This window comes from Tardiphaga sp. 839_C3_N1_4, assembly GCF_051811045.1.
Taxonomy (GTDB): domain Bacteria; phylum Pseudomonadota; class Alphaproteobacteria; order Rhizobiales; family Xanthobacteraceae; genus Tardiphaga.
This window is the reverse complement of sequence record NZ_JBPWQD010000001.1, coordinates 3,144,739-3,160,510: the sequence shown is the minus strand read 5'-3', so window position 1 is coordinate 3,160,510 and position 15,772 is coordinate 3,144,739. Positions and strand designations below refer to the sequence as shown.

The following is a 15,772-nucleotide window of genomic DNA, read 5'->3' as shown; positions in this document are numbered from 1 at the left end:
GAGTTTCCATCATTTCTATTTATGCGCCATCTGCGAGGGCATATCCAGATGCCCAGGATGCAAATGCATCAAACGACGGAGATTTCGTCATGATCGACCTCAGACCTTTCGACAAACTCGGTGGCGCCGACCACGGCTGGCTCAAGGCCAAGCACCATTTCTCGTTCGGCAGCCATTATGACCCCGAGAATATGGGCCACGGCAGCTTGCGCGTCTGGAACGACGACGAGATCGCGCCGAACACCGGTTTCCCGGCTCATCCGCATTCCAACATGGAAATCATCACCTATGTCCGCGAAGGCGCGATCACGCATCAGGACAGTCTGGGCAACACGGGCCGCACCGAGGCCGGCGACGTCCAGGTGATGAGTGCGGGCTCGGGCATCCGGCACTCCGAATATAATCTGGAGGCATCGACCACACGGATCTTCCAGATCTGGATCGAGCCCACACAAACGGGCGGCCAGCCTTGCTGGGGCGCCAAGCCGTTCCCGAAGGCCGATCGCTCCGGCCAGTTTGTCACCATTGCCAGCGGCTTCAAGAACGACGCCGGGGCACTGCCTATCCGGGCTGACGCCCGGGTGCTGGCCACCACGCTGAAGGCCGGTGAGACCGCGCAATATCCGCTGGGTAGCTCGCGCAACGGCTACCTCGTGCCGGCGGCCGGCGCGATTGAGATCAACGGCATTCGCGTCAACGCCCGCGACGGTGTCGCCATCCGTGATGAAGCAAACGTCACGATCAAGGCGCTTGAAGATTCCGAACTCGTCTTGGTGGACGCGGCCTGACGGCGCCCACCAACCATCAACCCGACCTATTCATCCCAATCCAACGGAGACTGACCATGACCAAAGTACTCGTTCTGTATTATTCCGCTTACGGCCATATCGAAGCGATGGCCAATGCCGTCGCCGAAGGCGCACGCGAAGCCGGCGCCACCGTCGACATCAAGCGCGTGCCTGAACTGGTGCCTGCCGAGGTCGCCAAGGCGTCGTACTACAAGATGGACCAGGCTGCCCCGATCGCGACCATCGACGATCTCGCCAATTACGATGCGATCATCGTCGGCACCGGCACCCGCTTCGGCCGCATGGCTTCGCAGATGGCCAATTTCCTCGATCAGGCCGGCGGTCTGTGGGCCAAGGGCGCGCTGCATGGCAAGGTTGGCGGTGCCTTCTCCGCGACCGCGACCCAGCATGGCGGCCAGGAAACCACGTTGTTCTCGATCATCACCAACCTGCTGCATTTCGGCATGACCGTTGTCGGCCTCAATTACGGCTTCCAGGGCCAGATGAAGCTCGATGAGGTCACGGGCGGTTCGCCCTATGGCGCGACTACGATCACCGGCGGTGACGGCAGCCGCCAGCCTTCGGCCAACGAACTGGCCGGTGCTCGTTATCAGGGCAAGGTGATCGCCGAGACCGCGAAGAAAATTCACGGCTAACTAAAACGGATAGCAGATACAAGAAAGGCGGCGTTCTGATTGCAGAGCGCCGCCCTATCTATGCTGGAACAAACGGATTCGATTTCACCATGCTCGATGTGTATTTTATTTATCAGCTGGCACGGCGGCCGCTGCACGCGATGGCTAGGCGGTGGGTTTGTCGCGGCATCGCCCATGTGACCAAGGGCGAAGTGGTTTGCTCCGAATGCCGCCAACGCTGAAACGTTCCTTGATTGTTGGACTGGCAAGGTTGCGTCTACGGAAGTAAACTTGGGCTATGTCCAAATCAACCAGCCCGCCGGTGCCAGCCCTCAGTATCCGTATCGACCTCGATTCCGAGGGACGGATCGGACCGGGCAAGATCCAGCTTCTCGAACATATTCACGCCACCGGTTCGATTTCCGCCGCCGGCCGCACCATGGCCATGTCCTACAAGCGCGCCTGGGATTTGGTGGATGAACTCAACCGCATCTGCGGGCAGCCCGCCGTCGAGCGCCAGACAGGTGGCAAGAATGGGGGCGGAGCTCTCCTCACGCCATTCGGTCTGACGCTCATCAAGCGCTATCGTGGCATCGAAAGCGCTGCGGCCACCGCCGCACGCAAGGAACTGCTGGCGCTGAAGGGCGATATCGGCAAGAAGCGCAGATTCTAGCCTGCCACCCGGCGGTATCCTCGTTGTATCCGGATAAATATATCGCGACCGCCACCCTGATCGCGCTTTCGAATGCCTCTATTCTGGACTAGCATTGCGCTGTCCCCGGCCGCTCCCGGCGCGCTGGGTCTCAACCGGAATCCCGCAATGTTCGATGCCCAATGCGATCTCGCTGCGCTGGTCTATGAGAAGGACCAGGACCCCGATGCCGTATTGCAGGTTTTTGCGGCTGATCTGAGCAAGCGGGGCGTTCGCCCGGTCGGGCTGGTGCAGCTCGGACATCGCGAAGTGGACGTGCCGAAGCTCACAGCGGTGATGTTGCATACGGGCGCGCAGGTGCGCTTGTTTCAGGATCTCGGCCCCGGCGCAAAAGGCTGCAAGCTGGATGTCGGGCAATTGCTCAATGCGGGCACGCAGGTCGCCGACGCTATCGACGAGGGCGCCGATCTGGTCATCATCAACCGGTTCGGCAAGCAGGAGCGCGAGGGCAAGGGGCTCGCTTATCTGATTGAGCGTGCGCTCAGCAGCGATATCCCCGTGGTGATCGCTGTGCCGTCGCATCGCTTTTCCGAATGGATCGAATTTGCCGATGGCATGAGCGTCAAACTTCATTGCGATCGCGAGTCGCTCGACGGCTGGTGGGCGAAAGTCTCCTGCCGCACCGAGGGACTGATACGTCAGGACCATCGCACCGTTTGCGAAGTGCTGAAATAGAGTTTCTATTCACAGCTAAAACGAGTGAGCCGTTGCGTCAGCCTTCGCGGGCGTCACAATGAGCTGATCGAGCGCAATCAGGTTTCCATCAACGCGTCGCTATCAATCGTCCGAATATCGCTGCTCCTGCCAGGGATCGCCGCGGTTGTGATAGCCGCGGACTTCCCAATAGCCGGGCCGGTCATCAGTCACGAACTGGATGCGCTGCAGCCACTTGGCGCTCTTCCAGAAATACAGATGCGGCACGATCACGCGCACGGGGCCGCCATGGTCGCGCTCGATCGGGGAGCCCTGCCACGAATGCGCCAGCAGTGCGTCCTCGGCAGCGAAGTCTTCCAACGACAGGTTGGTGGTGTAGCCGTCATGGGATTCCAGCACGACGAAGCGCGCCTCGGGTTTCGGTTGGCACGCATCGAGTAGCGCGCGGGTCGAAAGCCCCTCCCACTGGTTATCGTAACGCGACCAGGTGGTGACGCAGTGGATGTCAGAGATGAAGGTCGATTGCGGCTGTGCGCGGAACTGGCCGAAATCCCAGAACAGCGGCGTCTCGACGGCGCCGTAGACATCAAGGCGCCAGCGCTCGCGGGGGACGTCGGGTGTGATGCCCAGATCCAGTACCGGCCAGTCCTGGGTCAGGTGCTGGCCGGGCGGGAGCCGCTGGTCGTCCGGGCGCGCAATTTTGCCGGTGAGAAACCGGCCTTCGCGCGCCCAGCGCTGTTTGGTCTGCGTCAGCTTGGATTCCGGCGGGGTGTGATCCTCGGTCATGGCTGACGCTCCTTGTCTAGACTGCGGCCGTCACTCGTGACGGTGCATCGCCGACTTATGCTTGGTGTCGCGCATGGTGGCGTAAATCAGCAGCGACAGGAAGATCATGCCCGACAGATAATAGTAGAACCACTGTTCATGACCGATCTGCTTGAAGTACAGCGCGATCGCCGGCGCCGTTCCGCCGAAGATTGACACCGTCAGCGCATAGGGCACGCCGACGCCGAGGGCGCGGATATTGGTCGGGAACAGTTCGGCCTTCACAACCGCGTTGATCGAGGTATAGCCGGCCACGAACACCCAGGCGCCGCAGATCAGCAGGAATGCCATGAATGGCGACTTGGTGGCCTGCAACGCTGTCAGGATCGGAACAGTTGCCAGCGTGCCGGCAACGCCGAAGAAGATCAGCAGCGGCTTGCGGCCGATGCGGTCGGAGATCGCGCCATAGATCGGCTGCAGCAGGCAGGCGAATATCAGCGTGCCAAAGATCACCGTGGTGGTCTGGTCCGCGGTGAGGCCGACCGAGAGCTTCACGAAGGTCTGCATGTAGGTGGTGAAAGTATAGAACGCTGCGGTGCCGCCGGCGGTGAGGCCGACAACCAGCAGCAATTCGCGCGGATAGGCCATCAGCGCGCGCAGCGACCCCATTGGCTTGGCCTGCTTCTTCGCTTCAACGAACTGGTCAGTCTCGTGCATGTCGCGACGCATCACGGCGGTAAAGACCGCAAGACCCGCGCCGATCACGAACGGAATGCGCCAGCCCCAGTCCTTCAGCTCCTGCTCGGTGAGGAATACCTTCTGCAGCAGCAGGAGAACGATGATCGCGGTCAGCTGGCCGCCGATCAGCGTGACGTACTGGAAGCTTGAATAGAAGCCGCGATGCTTGGGATCGGCAACTTCCGAGAGATAGGTGGCGCTGGCGCCGTATTCGCCGCCGAGGCTGAGGCCTTCGATGATGCGGGCGAGTGCGAGCAGGATCGGTGCCGCGATGCCGATAGTGGCATAGGTCGGCGTGCAGGCGATGATCAGCGAGCCGAAGCACATGCACAAAACCGAGATTGTCAGCGACATACGACGGCCATAGGTATCGGCGAGATAGCCGAACAGCCAGCCGCCGAGCGGCCGCATCAGGAAGGTGGCGGCAAACAGCACGGCCGCATTGAGCTGCTGCACGACGGGGTCGGAGTTCGGGAAGAAGGCCGGCGCGAAATACAATGCGAAGGCGGTATAGGCGTAGAAGTCATACCATTCGACGAGATTGCCCATCGAGCCGATGAAGATCGCCTTGATGCGTTTTTTAGCATCGTCGAAATGGAGTTTGCCGTCCGCCGGCGGTGCGAATGAATCTGCCACGTAGAACCCTCGTATTCCGTGAAATGAAATGTCCCGTTGCCACGCTCGGCACGAAAAGCCAATGCCGCGGAATGCATTGCTGCTGGCAGGATCGTTCTGTCAGGCGATGCCTGCATCCCGGCCGCGGCCGCACATGACTAGCCGCGACGTGGGACAATGTGGCTTAGACAAAAGTCTATATAGGGTAGCAGTACTCCGGGCGGTCCCGCCCAAAGGCATCGTCCTGGCTGGCACAAGGTCAGCCAGGACGAGCGAGTATGAGGGCGGAGTTCCGTTACTTCGCCAGGCGCGGATCGATCGGCGTGGAGTCGCGCAGACCCAGGATGTCCTCCAGCACGCGTGCGCCGGCGAGCAGTGAGGCTTCGCCGCGCGGCGGGCCGACCACCTGCAATCCGACCGGCAGGCCGGTCGAGGTGAAGCCGCAGGGCATCGACAGCGCCGGGCAGCAGGTCAGCGTGATCGCATAGACGATGCCCAGCCACTGCACGTAGTTGTCGAATTTGGTGCCGTTGCATTCGGCGAGATAACGCTGCTCGATCGGGAAGGGCGGCGTGATGGTCGCCGGGCACAGCAGCAGGTCGTATGTCTGGAAGAACTCGTAGGCCCGCGCCGCCAGCGTGACACGCTGCGCTTCCGCCTTCGCCAGGTCATCGACCGTGAGCTTCAAGCCCTGCTCGATGTTCCAGATTACTTCCGGCTTCAGCTGATCGCGCTTGTCGCGGAGCAGTTGGAGCTTCGAAATCGCGAAGTCATAGGCGCGCAGCACATGAAAACATTCGTGGGCTTCGCGCAGGTCGGGATGCGCTTCCTCGACGATGACGCCGGCGTCGGCGAACTTCTCTGCCGCCTTGCGAGTGAGGGCGGCGACTTCCGGATCCACCGGCGTGATGCCGAGGTCCGGTGAATAGGCGATGCGCTTCGGCTTGGTGCCGGCGCGCACGGCGGAGCGGAACAAAGTCGGCAGTTTCGGCAGCGAGATCAGATCGGCAGGATGTTCGCCGCTCATGGCGTCGAGCATCAATGCGAGGTCTTCCACGGTGCGGGCCATCGGGCCCTGCACGCTCACCATCCGGGCGAGCGCCACGGCGGGCGTGGACGCAACGCGGCCGACGCTCGGACGCAGGCCGACGATGCCGCAGAAGCTCGCGGGGTTGCGAAGCGAGCCGCCCATGTCGGAGCCATGGGCAATCCACGCCGTGCCGCTGGCAAGTGCTGCCGCGGCGCCGCCGGATGAGCCGGCGGCCGACTTCGACAGGTCCCACGGATTCAGCGTCGCGCCGAACACTTCGTTGAACGTATTGGCGCCGGCGCCGAATTCAGGCGTGTTGGACTTCGCATAGATCACGCCGCCGTTTTCTTCGAGGCGTTCGACCAGCACGTTGGACTTGGTCGGCACCACGTCCTTGTAGATCGGCGATCCCTGCGTGGTGCGTACGCCGGCCACCGCAGTGAGATCCTTGATTGGCACCGGCAGGCCGGCAAGGATGCCGCGTTCGCCGAGCGGCTTCTTCATCAACTCTTTCGCAGCATCGCGCGCGCGATCGAAACACAGGATCGGCAGCGCGTTGACCTGGCCATCGACTTCCTTGATGCGCGCTTCCAGCGCGTCCAGCAGGTCGAGCGGCGTTACCGTCCCGGCATTGAGTTGATCGACCACGGCGCAGGCCGTTGCTTTGATGAGATCTTGCTGAGAGGCCACGCACGTCTCCAATTTCGGATGCAGAGCAATTCGTATGCTTGGGATGTCGATCCCGACGTAGCCGTGTAGACCATTTTCTGGATAAATGGGACTCGCAGGCCAGATCTCTTTCACCCAAGTCGCCTCACACAATGCAGGGATGCAACCATGAGTAAGCCTTTCGGCGATTCCAACTGGCGCGCGATGACGCGCGAACAGCGCGATGCCGGTCTGAACAACTCGACTGCCGTTGCGGGCAGCGCCGACATCGCCGCCGGATGGGGCCAGCGCTCTGACGCGATGAAGGCGAAGTACCCTGCGCATCTCGACGTTGCCTACGGTCCACGCGAGCGCAATAGGTTCGATTTCATCAAGGCGGCCGATGGCGGGCCGACACTGCTGTTGATTCACGGCGGCTACTGGCAGATGCGCTCGAAGGACTTCTTCACCTGCTTCGCTGCAGGTCCCATCGCCCACGGCATCAACGTCGCTGCGATCGGCTATACGCTGGCGCCGGACGCGACGCTGGAGGAGATCGTGGCTGAGATGCATGCCGGCGTCGATGCGCTGGTGGAGAAGCTGCCTTCGCTCGGCGGCGATCCGAACCGCATCGTGGTGTCCGGCTGGTCGGCCGGCGGTCATCTCACATCGACAACGCTGTCGCATCCGAAAGTGAAGGGCGGCGTCGCCATCTCGGGCATCTATGATCTCGAGCCGATCCGTGCGTCCTATCTCAACGAGAAGCTCAAGCTCGACGAGGCGATGTCGAAACGCCAGTCGCCGCTGCTGCAGGATGGCGGCCCGAACAAGCCGCTGGCGCTGGTGGTCGGCGGCGGCGAGTTGCCGATCCTGCGCCAGCAGACCGCGGACCTCGCCGTGCATCGGGCAAAGCACGGTCTGCCGGTGAGCTATGAGGAGATCCCGGGCGCGGATCACTTCTCGATCATGAAAGAGCTGGAATCGCCGACGGGGCGGATCACGACGCTGATCAAGGAGTTGGTGGCGCGAGTTTAAATCAGACCAGCAACTTGAATTATGCGAGATGTCTCCCGGCGCCGTTCGTCAGCGCCGGGATTGCTTTGTCTACAGCCCCTGTCCGCCCGACACCTCGATCCGCTGTGCGTTCACCCAGCGATTACCCGCCGACAGCAGGCTCGCGATCATAGGCCCGATATCGTCGGGCAGGCCGACGCGGCCAAGGGCGGTCATGCCGGCGATCGTTTTGTTGATGTCCGGATTGTCACGCACGGCGCCGCCGCCGAAATCGGTTTCGATCGCGCCGGGCGCCACTGTGTTCACGGTGATCCGGCGGCTACCCAGTTCCTTGGCCATATACATGGTCATCACCTCGACGGCGCCTTTCATGGCGGCATAAGCGGCGTAGCCCGGGAGGCACATGCGGGTCAGTCCGGACGACAGGTTCACGATGCGGCCGCCGTCTGCGATCAGTGGCAGCAGTGCCTGCGTGAGAAAGAACACGCCCTTGAAATGGACGTTCACCAGCCCGTCGAATTGCGCCTCGGTGGTGTCGGAGATCAGTGCATAATCGCCGTGTCCGGCATTGTTCACGAGATGGTCGAACGTCTCGCGCGACCAGGTTTCGCGCAGCGCTGTTCGCAGACGACCAGCAAAGTTGGCGAGGCCGGCAATCTTGGCGGTGTCGAGTTGCAGCGCCACCGCCTTGCGGCCCATGCGCTGGATTTCAGAGACGACAGCCTGTGCGTCTTCGCTGCGGCTTTGATAGGTGAGGACAACATCGCCGCCGTGACGGGCGATGTTGAGAGCGGTATTGCGGCCGAGACCGCGGCTGGCGCCGGTAACGAGGGTAATCTTGGTCATGGTCAGCTCCTGTGGTGTGACCATTCCGATATCGCCCCGACGAACTAGGGCTGGTTGCCCGAAGCTCGACGTTCCTTGCCTAATCCTCCAAAATCATGTGCTGGTGCATTTACGATGATGTAGGCTGAGCCTCATGACCACGCTTCTCAATGCCGTTCGCCGTTACACAGAGACCCATGCCGACAGTGCCGGCATCGCGATCACGCCGATCCTGGGCCTTGCAGCCGTGCGCGCAACCACACCCAGCGACATTGTCCACGCGATCTTCCAGCCGCTGATCTGCCTCGTCGTGCAGGGTACCAAGCATGTGACCATGGGGACGGAGAGTTTTGTCTTCGCTGCCGGGGATTCGCTGATCATCACGGCCGATGTTCCGATCGTCAGTCAGATCACACGGGCGAGCATTGCCGCGCCCTATCTCTCGCTGGTGTTCGAACTTGATCTGGCCGTGATCGCCGAACTGGTTGTCGAGATGAAAGCGGAGCCAAGCGCCGATCTCGCGCGTGTCCGGGTCGAGCCCACCGATGCCGAAGTTGCGGACGCGGCGTTGCGGCTGATGCGCTTGCTTGATCGTCCGGCGTCATTGCCGGTGCTGCGCGCGCAGCTGGTGCGGGAGATGCATTACTGGCTGCTGGCTGGTCGCCATGGGCCGGCGATCCGACGGCTTGGCTGGCCGGACAGCCACGCGCAGCGTGTCTCGCGCGCGGTCGCGGTGTTGCGCACCGAGTTCGCGCGGCCGGTACTGGTCGAGCGTCTTGCAGATGTTGCGGGCATGAGCCCGTCGTCATTCCACCAGCATTTTCGCACGGTGACGTCACTCACGCCGCTGCAGTTTCAGAAACGGTTGCGCCTGATCGAGGCGCGGCGGCTGATGTTGTGGGAAGGCGCGGCCGCGAGCAGCGCAGCCTTCGCCGTCGGTTATGAGAGCGTGCCGCAGTTCACCCGGGAATATGGCCGCATGTTCGGCGCACCGCCGGCACGCGATATCGAGGCAGCGCGGGAGAAAGCGCGCGCTGTGGCGTGATCGGGAGCGTGAAGGCGCCTTAGTGCGTCCGTGCCAGGCAGAACGCCACGACCTGCTCCAGTGCAGTCTTCATCGGTGACGACGGAAACAGCGCCAGCGCATCGACGGCCATGGCGCCGCGATGCTGCGTGCGGCTCATTCGATTGCGGCGACGCGAATGGGCCGTGTTCCGACCGGTGCGCCGGTCACGCGGTCGATGGTAACGGGATCGATCTCGGTGCCGCGCTCTGCGTCGAAGAACCGGGTGACGTCGCCCCCGCCGCGATGCTTGCGTCCCCATGCGCCGATCGCAAACAGCACCGGCAGAAAGTCGCGGCCCGCTTCCGTCAGCACATATTCGTCCCGTGGCGGACGGTCGGAATAGCGGCGTTTCTCCAGCATTCCTTCGTCGGTCAGGGCTGACAACCGCCCCGTCAGCATCGTCGGCGCGATCCCGAGACTTTTGCGGAAATCATCGAAACGGGTCAGCCCCGCATGGGCGTCGCGCATGATCAGCATGCTCCATGCGTCCCCCACAATCGCGAGGCTGCGGGCGATCAGGCATGGTTGGTCCGAAAGATTCTTCATGTCGATATCTTTTTAGTAGTGACTTACTATTGATTCGATAGTAACTGACTGTTCATCGATGTTCCATGCGAAAATGAAAGCGGAAGCCGATGAGCAAGACAGAACGCGGCATTGCCCTGGTAACGGGAGCTTCCTCCGGTATCGGGCTAGTGACCGCCCGAGCGCTGCAGCGCGATGGCTACCGTGTCTTCGGCACCAGCCGAAAGCCGATGCCCGATACCTCGGACGGGATCACGATGCTGATCTGCGACGTGATCGACGATGCCTCCGTGCAGAGCGTCGTTGACGAGGTTCAAAGCCGCGCCGGGCGGATTGATCTTCTCGTCAACAATGCCGGGATCGGACTGTTGGGCGGTGCTGAGGAATCCACGACGGCACAGGCGAAAGCCGTGTTCGACGTGAACGTGTTCGGCACCATACGCGTGACAAATGCCGTTCTGCCCGTGATGAGACAGCAGGGCAGAGGCCGGATCATCAACCTTAGCTCCATACTCGGACTGATTCCCGCGCCCTATAACGCACTCTACGCATCGACCAAGCACGCCATCGAAGGCTATTCCGAATCGCTTGACCACGAAGTGCGAACGCAGGGCATCCGCATCGTGCTTGTCGAGCCCGGTGTGACCCGCACGTCCTTCGAAGAGAACATCACGCGACCGGACCGGCCGCTTGCGGTTTACGATACGGTTCGCACCGACGCGGAGAAGCTGATGCGCGAGATCGTTGCGAAGGGCGATGCACCCGAAGTGGTCGCCAAAACTGTCGTCAGGGCGGCCAATGCGGGATCGCCCAAGAGACGCTACACCGCTGGAAAAGCTGCAGGACAAGTCCGCTTTCTGCGCCGCTTCCTGCCCGAGTCCTTCGTCGACAACGCTCTTCGGAAATTCAACGGGCTTCCCGCATAAGCTTGTATCGCCGCATGGCTCGCGCTGCCGGCTGCCACAGAAACGAAAGTTAGTCCGATGAAATCATTCTTGATCGATCGCTATAAGAAAGGCGGCGCTCTGCGTCTGGCCAACGTGCCGGAACCGGAGGTGCAGGACACTGACGTCCTGGTCCGGGTTCACGCCACAGCTGTGAACCTGCTGGATTCCAAGCTTCGGGATGGAGAGTTCAAGCTCATTCTTCCCTATCGTCCGCCTTTTATCCTGGGTCACGACGTCGCCGGAACGGTTGTCAGGACAGGATCCAGGGCGAGCCGGTTCAAGGTGGGCGATGAAGTCTATGCGCGGCCGCGCGATCATCGGGTCGGTACATTCGCCGAATTCATTGCCATCAATGAAGACGACCTGGCGCTAAAGCCGAAAAATCTCACCATGACGGAAGCGGCTTCCATCCCGCTGGTAGGGCTCACGGCATGGCAGGCGCTCGTCGAAGTGGGCAAGGTGAAGCCCGGTCAGAAGGTCTTCATTCAGGCCGGCTCCGGTGGTGTCGGGACTTTTGCCCTCCAGCTCGCCAAGCATCTCGGCGCGACAGTTGCGACGACGACCAGCGCAAAGAATGCCGAACTGGTCAAAAGTCTCGGGGCGGATGTGGTCATTGACTACAACACACAGGATATCGAGAAGGTCCTGTCTGGCTACGATCTTGTGCTGAACAGTCAGGATTCAAAGACGCTCGATAAATCTCTGGGTGTACTCAAGCCGGGTGGCCAGCTTATCTCTATTTCCGGTCCGCCAGATCCGGCCTTCGCCGCGGAAGCTGGTCTGAACCCGTTCCTGAAACTGGTCATACGCCTGCTGAGCCGTGGCGTGAGGAAAAAGGCCAAGCGCCTCGGCATACGCTATTCATTCCTGTTCATGCGCGCGCAGGGGCAGCAGTTGAGTGAGATTACGTCCCTGATCGAAGCCGGCGTGATCCGCCCGGTCGTCGATAAGGTGTTCCCGTTCGAGAACACCGGGGATGCACTGGCCTATGTCGAGACCGGCCGTGCGAAGGGGAAGGTTGTCATAGCGGTGCAGTGACGTCTGGCCCTTAGTGCGTGCGGGCCAGGCAGAACGCCACGACCTGCTCCAGTGCAGTCTTCATCGGTGACGACGGAAACAGCGCCAGCGCATCGACGGCCATGGCGCCGTAATGCTGGGCGCGGTTGATCGTGTCTTCCAGCGCGCGGTGCTTGGTCATCAGGCCAATGGCGTGATCGAGGTCGCCTTCGCCGATCTCGCCGCGCTCCAGCGCCTTGATCCAGAATTCGCGCTCGGCATCGTTGCCGCGGCGGAAGGCGAGCACCACGGGTAGCGTGATCTTGCCCTCGCGGAAATCGTCGCCGACATTCTTGCCGAGCTTGGCGGCCTTGCCGCCGTAGTCGAGCACGTCGTCGATCAGCTGGAAGGCAATGCCGAGATTCATGCCGACCGAACGGCACGCGGTCTGCTCGGCCTTCGGACGGTTCGCGATCACCGGGCCGACTTCGCAGGCCGCGGCGAACAGTTCGGCGGTCTTGCCGCGAATGACGGCAAGATATTCGTCTTCAGTGGTCGCGGTGTTCTTGGCGGCGGCGAGCTGCATCACTTCGCCTTCGGCGATGGTGGCGGCTGCCGAGGAAAGAATATCGAGCGCGCGCAGCGAGCCGACTTCGACCATCATGCGGAAGGCCTGGCCGAGCAGGAAGTCGCCGACAAGAACGCTGGCCTCGTTGCCCCACAGCATGCGCGCGGACAGCTTGCCACGGCGCAGTTCGCTCTGGTCGACCACGTCGTCATGCAGGAGCGTTGCGGTGTGCATGAATTCGACGGAGGCCGCGAGCTTGATATGGCCATCGCCGGTGTAGCCGGTGAGATTGGCCATCGCGAGCGTCAGCATCGGGCGCAGCCGCTTGCCGCCCGAGGAGATCAGGTGGTTGGCGACCTCGGGGATCATGGTGACTTCCGAGCCGGTCCGCGACAGGATCGTCGCATTGACGCGCTCCATGTCAGGGGCGACAAGGCTGACCAACTGGTCGATCGACGCTGTCGCGTGACTCTCGAAGGGAACAATCACCGCCACGCTGGGCTCTCCGAATTACAAGGGCGCTTCGTCGGGCCATGAAAAAGGCAGGCACTGGCAGCGCTTATATTCAAATAGGGCGAATTCACGTTGAAAACAGGTGTCCCCATCTGCTGAATTGCCGTCGACCGATATCGGGCCGCACAATAGAAACTGCGCAGCGGCGCGGCAAGGGCATCGGAACCTTGACTTCCCTATAGATACACACCCGGTTACTGGCAGGGAGCGACCTCCAATTGCGCGAAATCATGCGGACGAACGATGTGGTGCTGGTCTCGGCGGTGGGCGCGCTGCTCGATGGCGCGAATATCCACCATCTGGTGCTGGACCAGAATATGAGCGTGATCGAAGGATCGCTGGGTATCATTCCGCGCCGGATCCTGGTCCATGAAGACGATGACCTGCAGGCGCGTCGCGTGCTGACGGATGCCGGACTGGCCCACGAGCTGCGGCCGCAGGATTGATGTGATGGCTGACGCGATCGTGACCACGGAGGACGGCTTCCTGGGTGGCCAATTGCGGCTGCGGCAGCCGAAATCCGGCCATCGGGCCGGCCATGACGCGATCCTGCTGGCCGCTGCAACGTCGGCGCAAGACGGTCACAAGGTCGTCGATTTTGGATCAGGCGTGGGGACGGCCGGTCTGGCGCTGGCGCGGCGTGTCCCCGGCGTGTCCCTGACACTGGTCGAGATCGATCCGCAACTCGCTGAACTAGCGAGAGAAAACGCCGCGGCGAACGGTGTTGCGGCGGATGTCGTCACGCTCGATATCGCCGCGAGCGCCGATGTTTTCGCTGCCGCAGGTTTGCCGCAAGACAGCGCCGACGCGGTGCTGATGAATCCGCCCTTCAACGATCCCGCGCGCCATCGCGCCTCGCCGAACAAATCGCGCGAGATCGCCCATGTCGCGACCGAGGACACGCTGCAGACATGGATTCACGCCGCGCGGCGGCTGCTCAAATCCGGCGGCGTGCTGACGCTGATCTGGCGCGCGGACGGATTGGCCGATGTGCTGGCGGCGCTGGGCCGCGGCTTCGGCAGCGTCGCAATCATGCCGGTGCATGGCGATGCGACCGCGCCGGCGATCAGGGTGTTGGTGCGTGCTGTGAAGGGTGGCCGCGCGCCTGCGGCAATTGACCTCGGCATCTCGCTGCGGGATGCGGATGGCGCGCCTGATCTCCATATCCAGCGCGTGCTGGCCGGGCAGGCTGTTCTGCCGTGGTCGTCGCTTCGGACATCGCTCTAGGCGATGCCGCAGTCAGCGTGTTGTTTATTGAGGAGCTGTTTCGGAACGTTTCTGCGGCGTCGACGTGAAGTGGATCGCCGTGAGCAGCGTACCGATGATCAGCATGAGCAGATAGATTTTCATGTCTTCTCCCGCTGCGGCGTAAAGGCCTGTTATGGTTTTCAAACGCTGAAAGCGTCTCTCGGTTCAATGACAGCAGCGTGATAAAAGTTGGTTAATGTCGAGGAAATTTGAATGAGCGAATCCAATTTAAAAGCGGCGATCACAAGGCTGCTGCCTGCGCGTTTCCGTCGCGCATCTGCAGTCGTTCCGGTGGTGCGTCTGTCCGGCACGATCGGCGCCGTCACGCCGCTGCGTCCGGGATTGTCGCTCGCGGGCGTGGCAAGGCTGCTGGACAAGGCATTCGCGATCAAGAATGCCAAGGCTGTCGCACTGGTGATCAATTCGCCGGGCGGCTCGCCGGTGCAGTCGCGGCAGATCTATCTGCGCATCCGCCAGCTCGCGGCGGAGAAGAAACTACCGGTGTATGTGTTCGTCGAGGATGTCGCTGCGTCCGGCGGTTACATGATCGCTTGCGCGGGCGATGAAATTTTCGTCGATCCATCCTCGATCGTCGGCTCGATCGGTGTGGTCGGTGGCACCTTCGGCTTTCAGGAATTGATCAAGAAGATCGGCGTCGAGCGGCGTCTCTATACGGCGGGTGAGCACAAGGCGATGCTCGATCCGTTCCTGCCGGAAGATGCCGATGATGTGGCGCGGCTGAAATCGCTTCAGCGCGAAATCCACGCCATCTTCATCAATCTCGTGAAGGAGAGCCGCGGTCCCCGGCTGAAGGGCGCCGAGCATGTGTTGTTCTCGGGCGAATACTGGGCCGGTGAAAAATCCATCGCGCTCGGCCTCAGCGATGCCATCGGCGATCTGCGCTCGGTGCTGCGCGCACGCTATGGAGACAAGGTGCAGATGCCGGTGATCGCGCAGCCATCCGGCATGTTGTCGGGTCTGCTCGGCCGCAAATCAGGCGCGGGCTCGCAGCTCTCGCTCGACGGATTTTCGGAATTACCGGATCAACTGATCTCGGCGCTGGAGACTCGCGCGCTGTGGTCCAAATACGGCTTTTAGCAGGACGGTATTGCGCGGCATTTGGTGGCTTAAAAGCCAATTGCAGGAATCCGGCGGTTGCGCGAGACTATCGGCAGGGGGCTTGAGATGAACGACAGGAATCGACAGATGCCGCCGCTGGTCGCACTTGCAGGCGCGCTTGGGAGCGCAGCCGTTGTCCGCTGGGCCTATCGAACCGCCAAGCGGATCAATCATGAGTTGGAAGAAGCCCGCCAGGCGCGGGTCGCCGAACGCAGCGAGACCACGGAAGTCCCAACCCTGCGCCGCGATCCCGTCACGGGCGCCTATCGGCCGGGCTAGGAGCCGCAAACAGGCCCCCAAAACATTTGCGCCGGCCTGAGGACGGGGCACGTCCTCGAGACCGGCGACAAAGTTGGGCTTTCAGGC

General features: G+C 62.0%; 18 protein-coding genes and 1 pseudogene. 12 read left to right on the top strand and 7 right to left on the bottom strand.

The window, feature by feature from the left end; translation table 11 throughout:
• Nucleotides 1-89 precede the first annotated feature (89 nt).
• The 4 genes from AB8A38_RS15185 to AB8A38_RS15170 all read left to right on the top strand — a co-directional run bounded on the left by AB8A38_RS15185 (nucleotide 90) and on the right by AB8A38_RS15170 (nucleotide 2,810).
• The gene (locus AB8A38_RS15185; protein WP_315840575.1) at nucleotides 90-788 is read left to right on the top strand and encodes a pirin family protein; all 699 of its coding nucleotides are present in this window, start codon (nucleotides 90-92) and stop codon (nucleotides 786-788) included.
• Between the two features lie 56 nt (nucleotides 789-844).
• Entirely contained in the window at nucleotides 845-1,444 is a 600-nt protein-coding gene (gene wrbA / locus AB8A38_RS15180; protein WP_439086514.1) for an NAD(P)H:quinone oxidoreductase, read from the top strand.
• A gap of 277 nt (nucleotides 1,445-1,721) precedes the next feature.
• Nucleotides 1,722-2,096, top strand: coding sequence for a winged helix-turn-helix domain-containing protein (locus tag AB8A38_RS15175; RefSeq protein WP_439086513.1), 375 nt, complete (start codon nucleotides 1,722-1,724; stop codon nucleotides 2,094-2,096).
• A 147-nt stretch (nucleotides 2,097-2,243) separates the two neighbouring features.
• On the top strand, nucleotides 2,244-2,810 hold the full coding sequence (locus tag AB8A38_RS15170) for a DUF2478 domain-containing protein (protein WP_439086512.1): 567 nt from the start codon (nucleotides 2,244-2,246) through the stop codon (nucleotides 2,808-2,810).
• A 102-nt stretch (nucleotides 2,811-2,912) separates the two neighbouring features.
• Here AB8A38_RS15170 and AB8A38_RS15165 read toward each other — a convergent pair whose 3' ends face one another.
• From AB8A38_RS15165 to AB8A38_RS15155, 3 genes are all read right to left on the bottom strand, one after another.
• A complete protein-coding gene (locus AB8A38_RS15165; RefSeq protein WP_439086511.1) occupies nucleotides 2,913-3,575 on the bottom strand; it encodes a sulfite oxidase-like oxidoreductase in 663 nt (220 codons plus the stop codon).
• Between the two features lie 30 nt (nucleotides 3,576-3,605).
• Complete coding sequence (locus AB8A38_RS15160; RefSeq protein WP_439088528.1) at nucleotides 3,606-4,841, bottom strand: MFS transporter; 1,236 nt, start codon at nucleotides 4,839-4,841, stop codon at nucleotides 3,606-3,608.
• A 361-nt stretch (nucleotides 4,842-5,202) separates the two neighbouring features.
• On the bottom strand, nucleotides 5,203-6,627 hold the full coding sequence (locus AB8A38_RS15155) for an amidase (RefSeq protein WP_439086510.1): 1,425 nt from the start codon (nucleotides 6,625-6,627) through the stop codon (nucleotides 5,203-5,205).
• Between the two features lie 147 nt (nucleotides 6,628-6,774).
• On the opposite strand from AB8A38_RS15155, the gene AB8A38_RS15150 reads away from it, so the two are divergent.
• Nucleotides 6,775-7,620 (top strand): alpha/beta hydrolase, encoded by an 846-nt coding sequence (locus AB8A38_RS15150; protein WP_439086509.1) that lies wholly within the window; start codon nucleotides 6,775-6,777, stop codon nucleotides 7,618-7,620.
• A 69-nt stretch (nucleotides 7,621-7,689) separates the two neighbouring features.
• On the opposite strand, the gene AB8A38_RS15145 is transcribed toward AB8A38_RS15150, so the two are convergent.
• Nucleotides 7,690-8,445 (bottom strand): SDR family oxidoreductase, encoded by a 756-nt coding sequence (locus AB8A38_RS15145; RefSeq protein ID WP_439086508.1) that lies wholly within the window; start codon nucleotides 8,443-8,445, stop codon nucleotides 7,690-7,692.
• A gap of 133 nt (nucleotides 8,446-8,578) precedes the next feature.
• Between AB8A38_RS15145 and AB8A38_RS15140 the strand changes: the two genes are divergently transcribed.
• On the top strand, nucleotides 8,579-9,469 hold the full coding sequence (locus AB8A38_RS15140; RefSeq protein WP_439086507.1) for an AraC family transcriptional regulator N-terminal domain-containing protein: 891 nt from the start codon (nucleotides 8,579-8,581) through the stop codon (nucleotides 9,467-9,469).
• Nucleotides 9,470-9,488: 19 nt separating this feature from the next.
• Here the strand turns inward: AB8A38_RS15140 and AB8A38_RS15135 are convergent.
• Together AB8A38_RS15135 and AB8A38_RS15130 are read right to left on the bottom strand one after the other, a co-directional pair.
• Nucleotides 9,489-9,611, bottom strand: a pseudogene (locus tag AB8A38_RS15135) (polyprenyl synthetase family protein); the annotation flags it as partial.
• Nucleotides 9,605-10,036: a winged helix-turn-helix transcriptional regulator gene (locus tag AB8A38_RS15130; RefSeq protein WP_439086506.1), complete on the bottom strand. Its 432-nt coding sequence runs from the start codon at nucleotides 10,034-10,036 to the stop codon at nucleotides 9,605-9,607. The gene AB8A38_RS15130 and the pseudogene AB8A38_RS15135, both read right to left, overlap by 7 nt.
• An 89-nt stretch (nucleotides 10,037-10,125) precedes the next feature.
• On the opposite strand from AB8A38_RS15130, the gene AB8A38_RS15125 reads away from it, so the two are divergent.
• Nucleotides 10,126-10,941 (top strand): oxidoreductase, encoded by an 816-nt coding sequence (locus AB8A38_RS15125; protein ID WP_439086505.1) that lies wholly within the window; start codon nucleotides 10,126-10,128, stop codon nucleotides 10,939-10,941.
• Nucleotides 10,942-10,998: 57 nt separating this feature from the next.
• Nucleotides 10,999-12,000: an NADP-dependent oxidoreductase gene (locus tag AB8A38_RS15120; protein ID WP_439086504.1), complete on the top strand. Its 1,002-nt coding sequence runs from the start codon at nucleotides 10,999-11,001 to the stop codon at nucleotides 11,998-12,000.
• A gap of 10 nt (nucleotides 12,001-12,010) precedes the next feature.
• Here the strand turns inward: AB8A38_RS15120 and AB8A38_RS15115 are convergent, their stop codons facing one another.
• On the bottom strand, nucleotides 12,011-13,021 hold the full coding sequence (locus tag AB8A38_RS15115) for a polyprenyl synthetase family protein (RefSeq protein ID WP_089262468.1): 1,011 nt from the start codon (nucleotides 13,019-13,021) through the stop codon (nucleotides 12,011-12,013).
• Between the two features lie 236 nt (nucleotides 13,022-13,257).
• On the opposite strand from AB8A38_RS15115, the gene AB8A38_RS15110 reads away from it, so the two are divergent.
• From AB8A38_RS15110 to AB8A38_RS15095, 4 genes are all read left to right on the top strand, one after another.
• A complete protein-coding gene (locus AB8A38_RS15110; RefSeq protein WP_068733164.1) occupies nucleotides 13,258-13,485 on the top strand; it encodes a putative signal transducing protein in 228 nt (75 codons plus the stop codon).
• A 4-nt stretch (nucleotides 13,486-13,489) separates the two neighbouring features.
• Entirely contained in the window at nucleotides 13,490-14,266 is a 777-nt protein-coding gene (locus AB8A38_RS15105) for a tRNA1(Val) (adenine(37)-N6)-methyltransferase (RefSeq protein ID WP_439086503.1), read from the top strand.
• A gap of 234 nt (nucleotides 14,267-14,500) precedes the next feature.
• Nucleotides 14,501-15,385 carry a S49 family peptidase gene (locus AB8A38_RS15100; protein WP_439086502.1) on the top strand — a complete coding sequence of 295 codons (885 nt, stop codon included), beginning with the start codon at nucleotides 14,501-14,503 and terminating at the stop codon, nucleotides 15,383-15,385.
• Between the two features lie 108 nt (nucleotides 15,386-15,493).
• Nucleotides 15,494-15,685, top strand: coding sequence for a hypothetical protein (locus tag AB8A38_RS15095; protein WP_439088527.1), 192 nt, complete (start codon nucleotides 15,494-15,496; stop codon nucleotides 15,683-15,685).
• The last annotated feature ends 87 nt before the right edge of the window (nucleotides 15,686-15,772 follow it).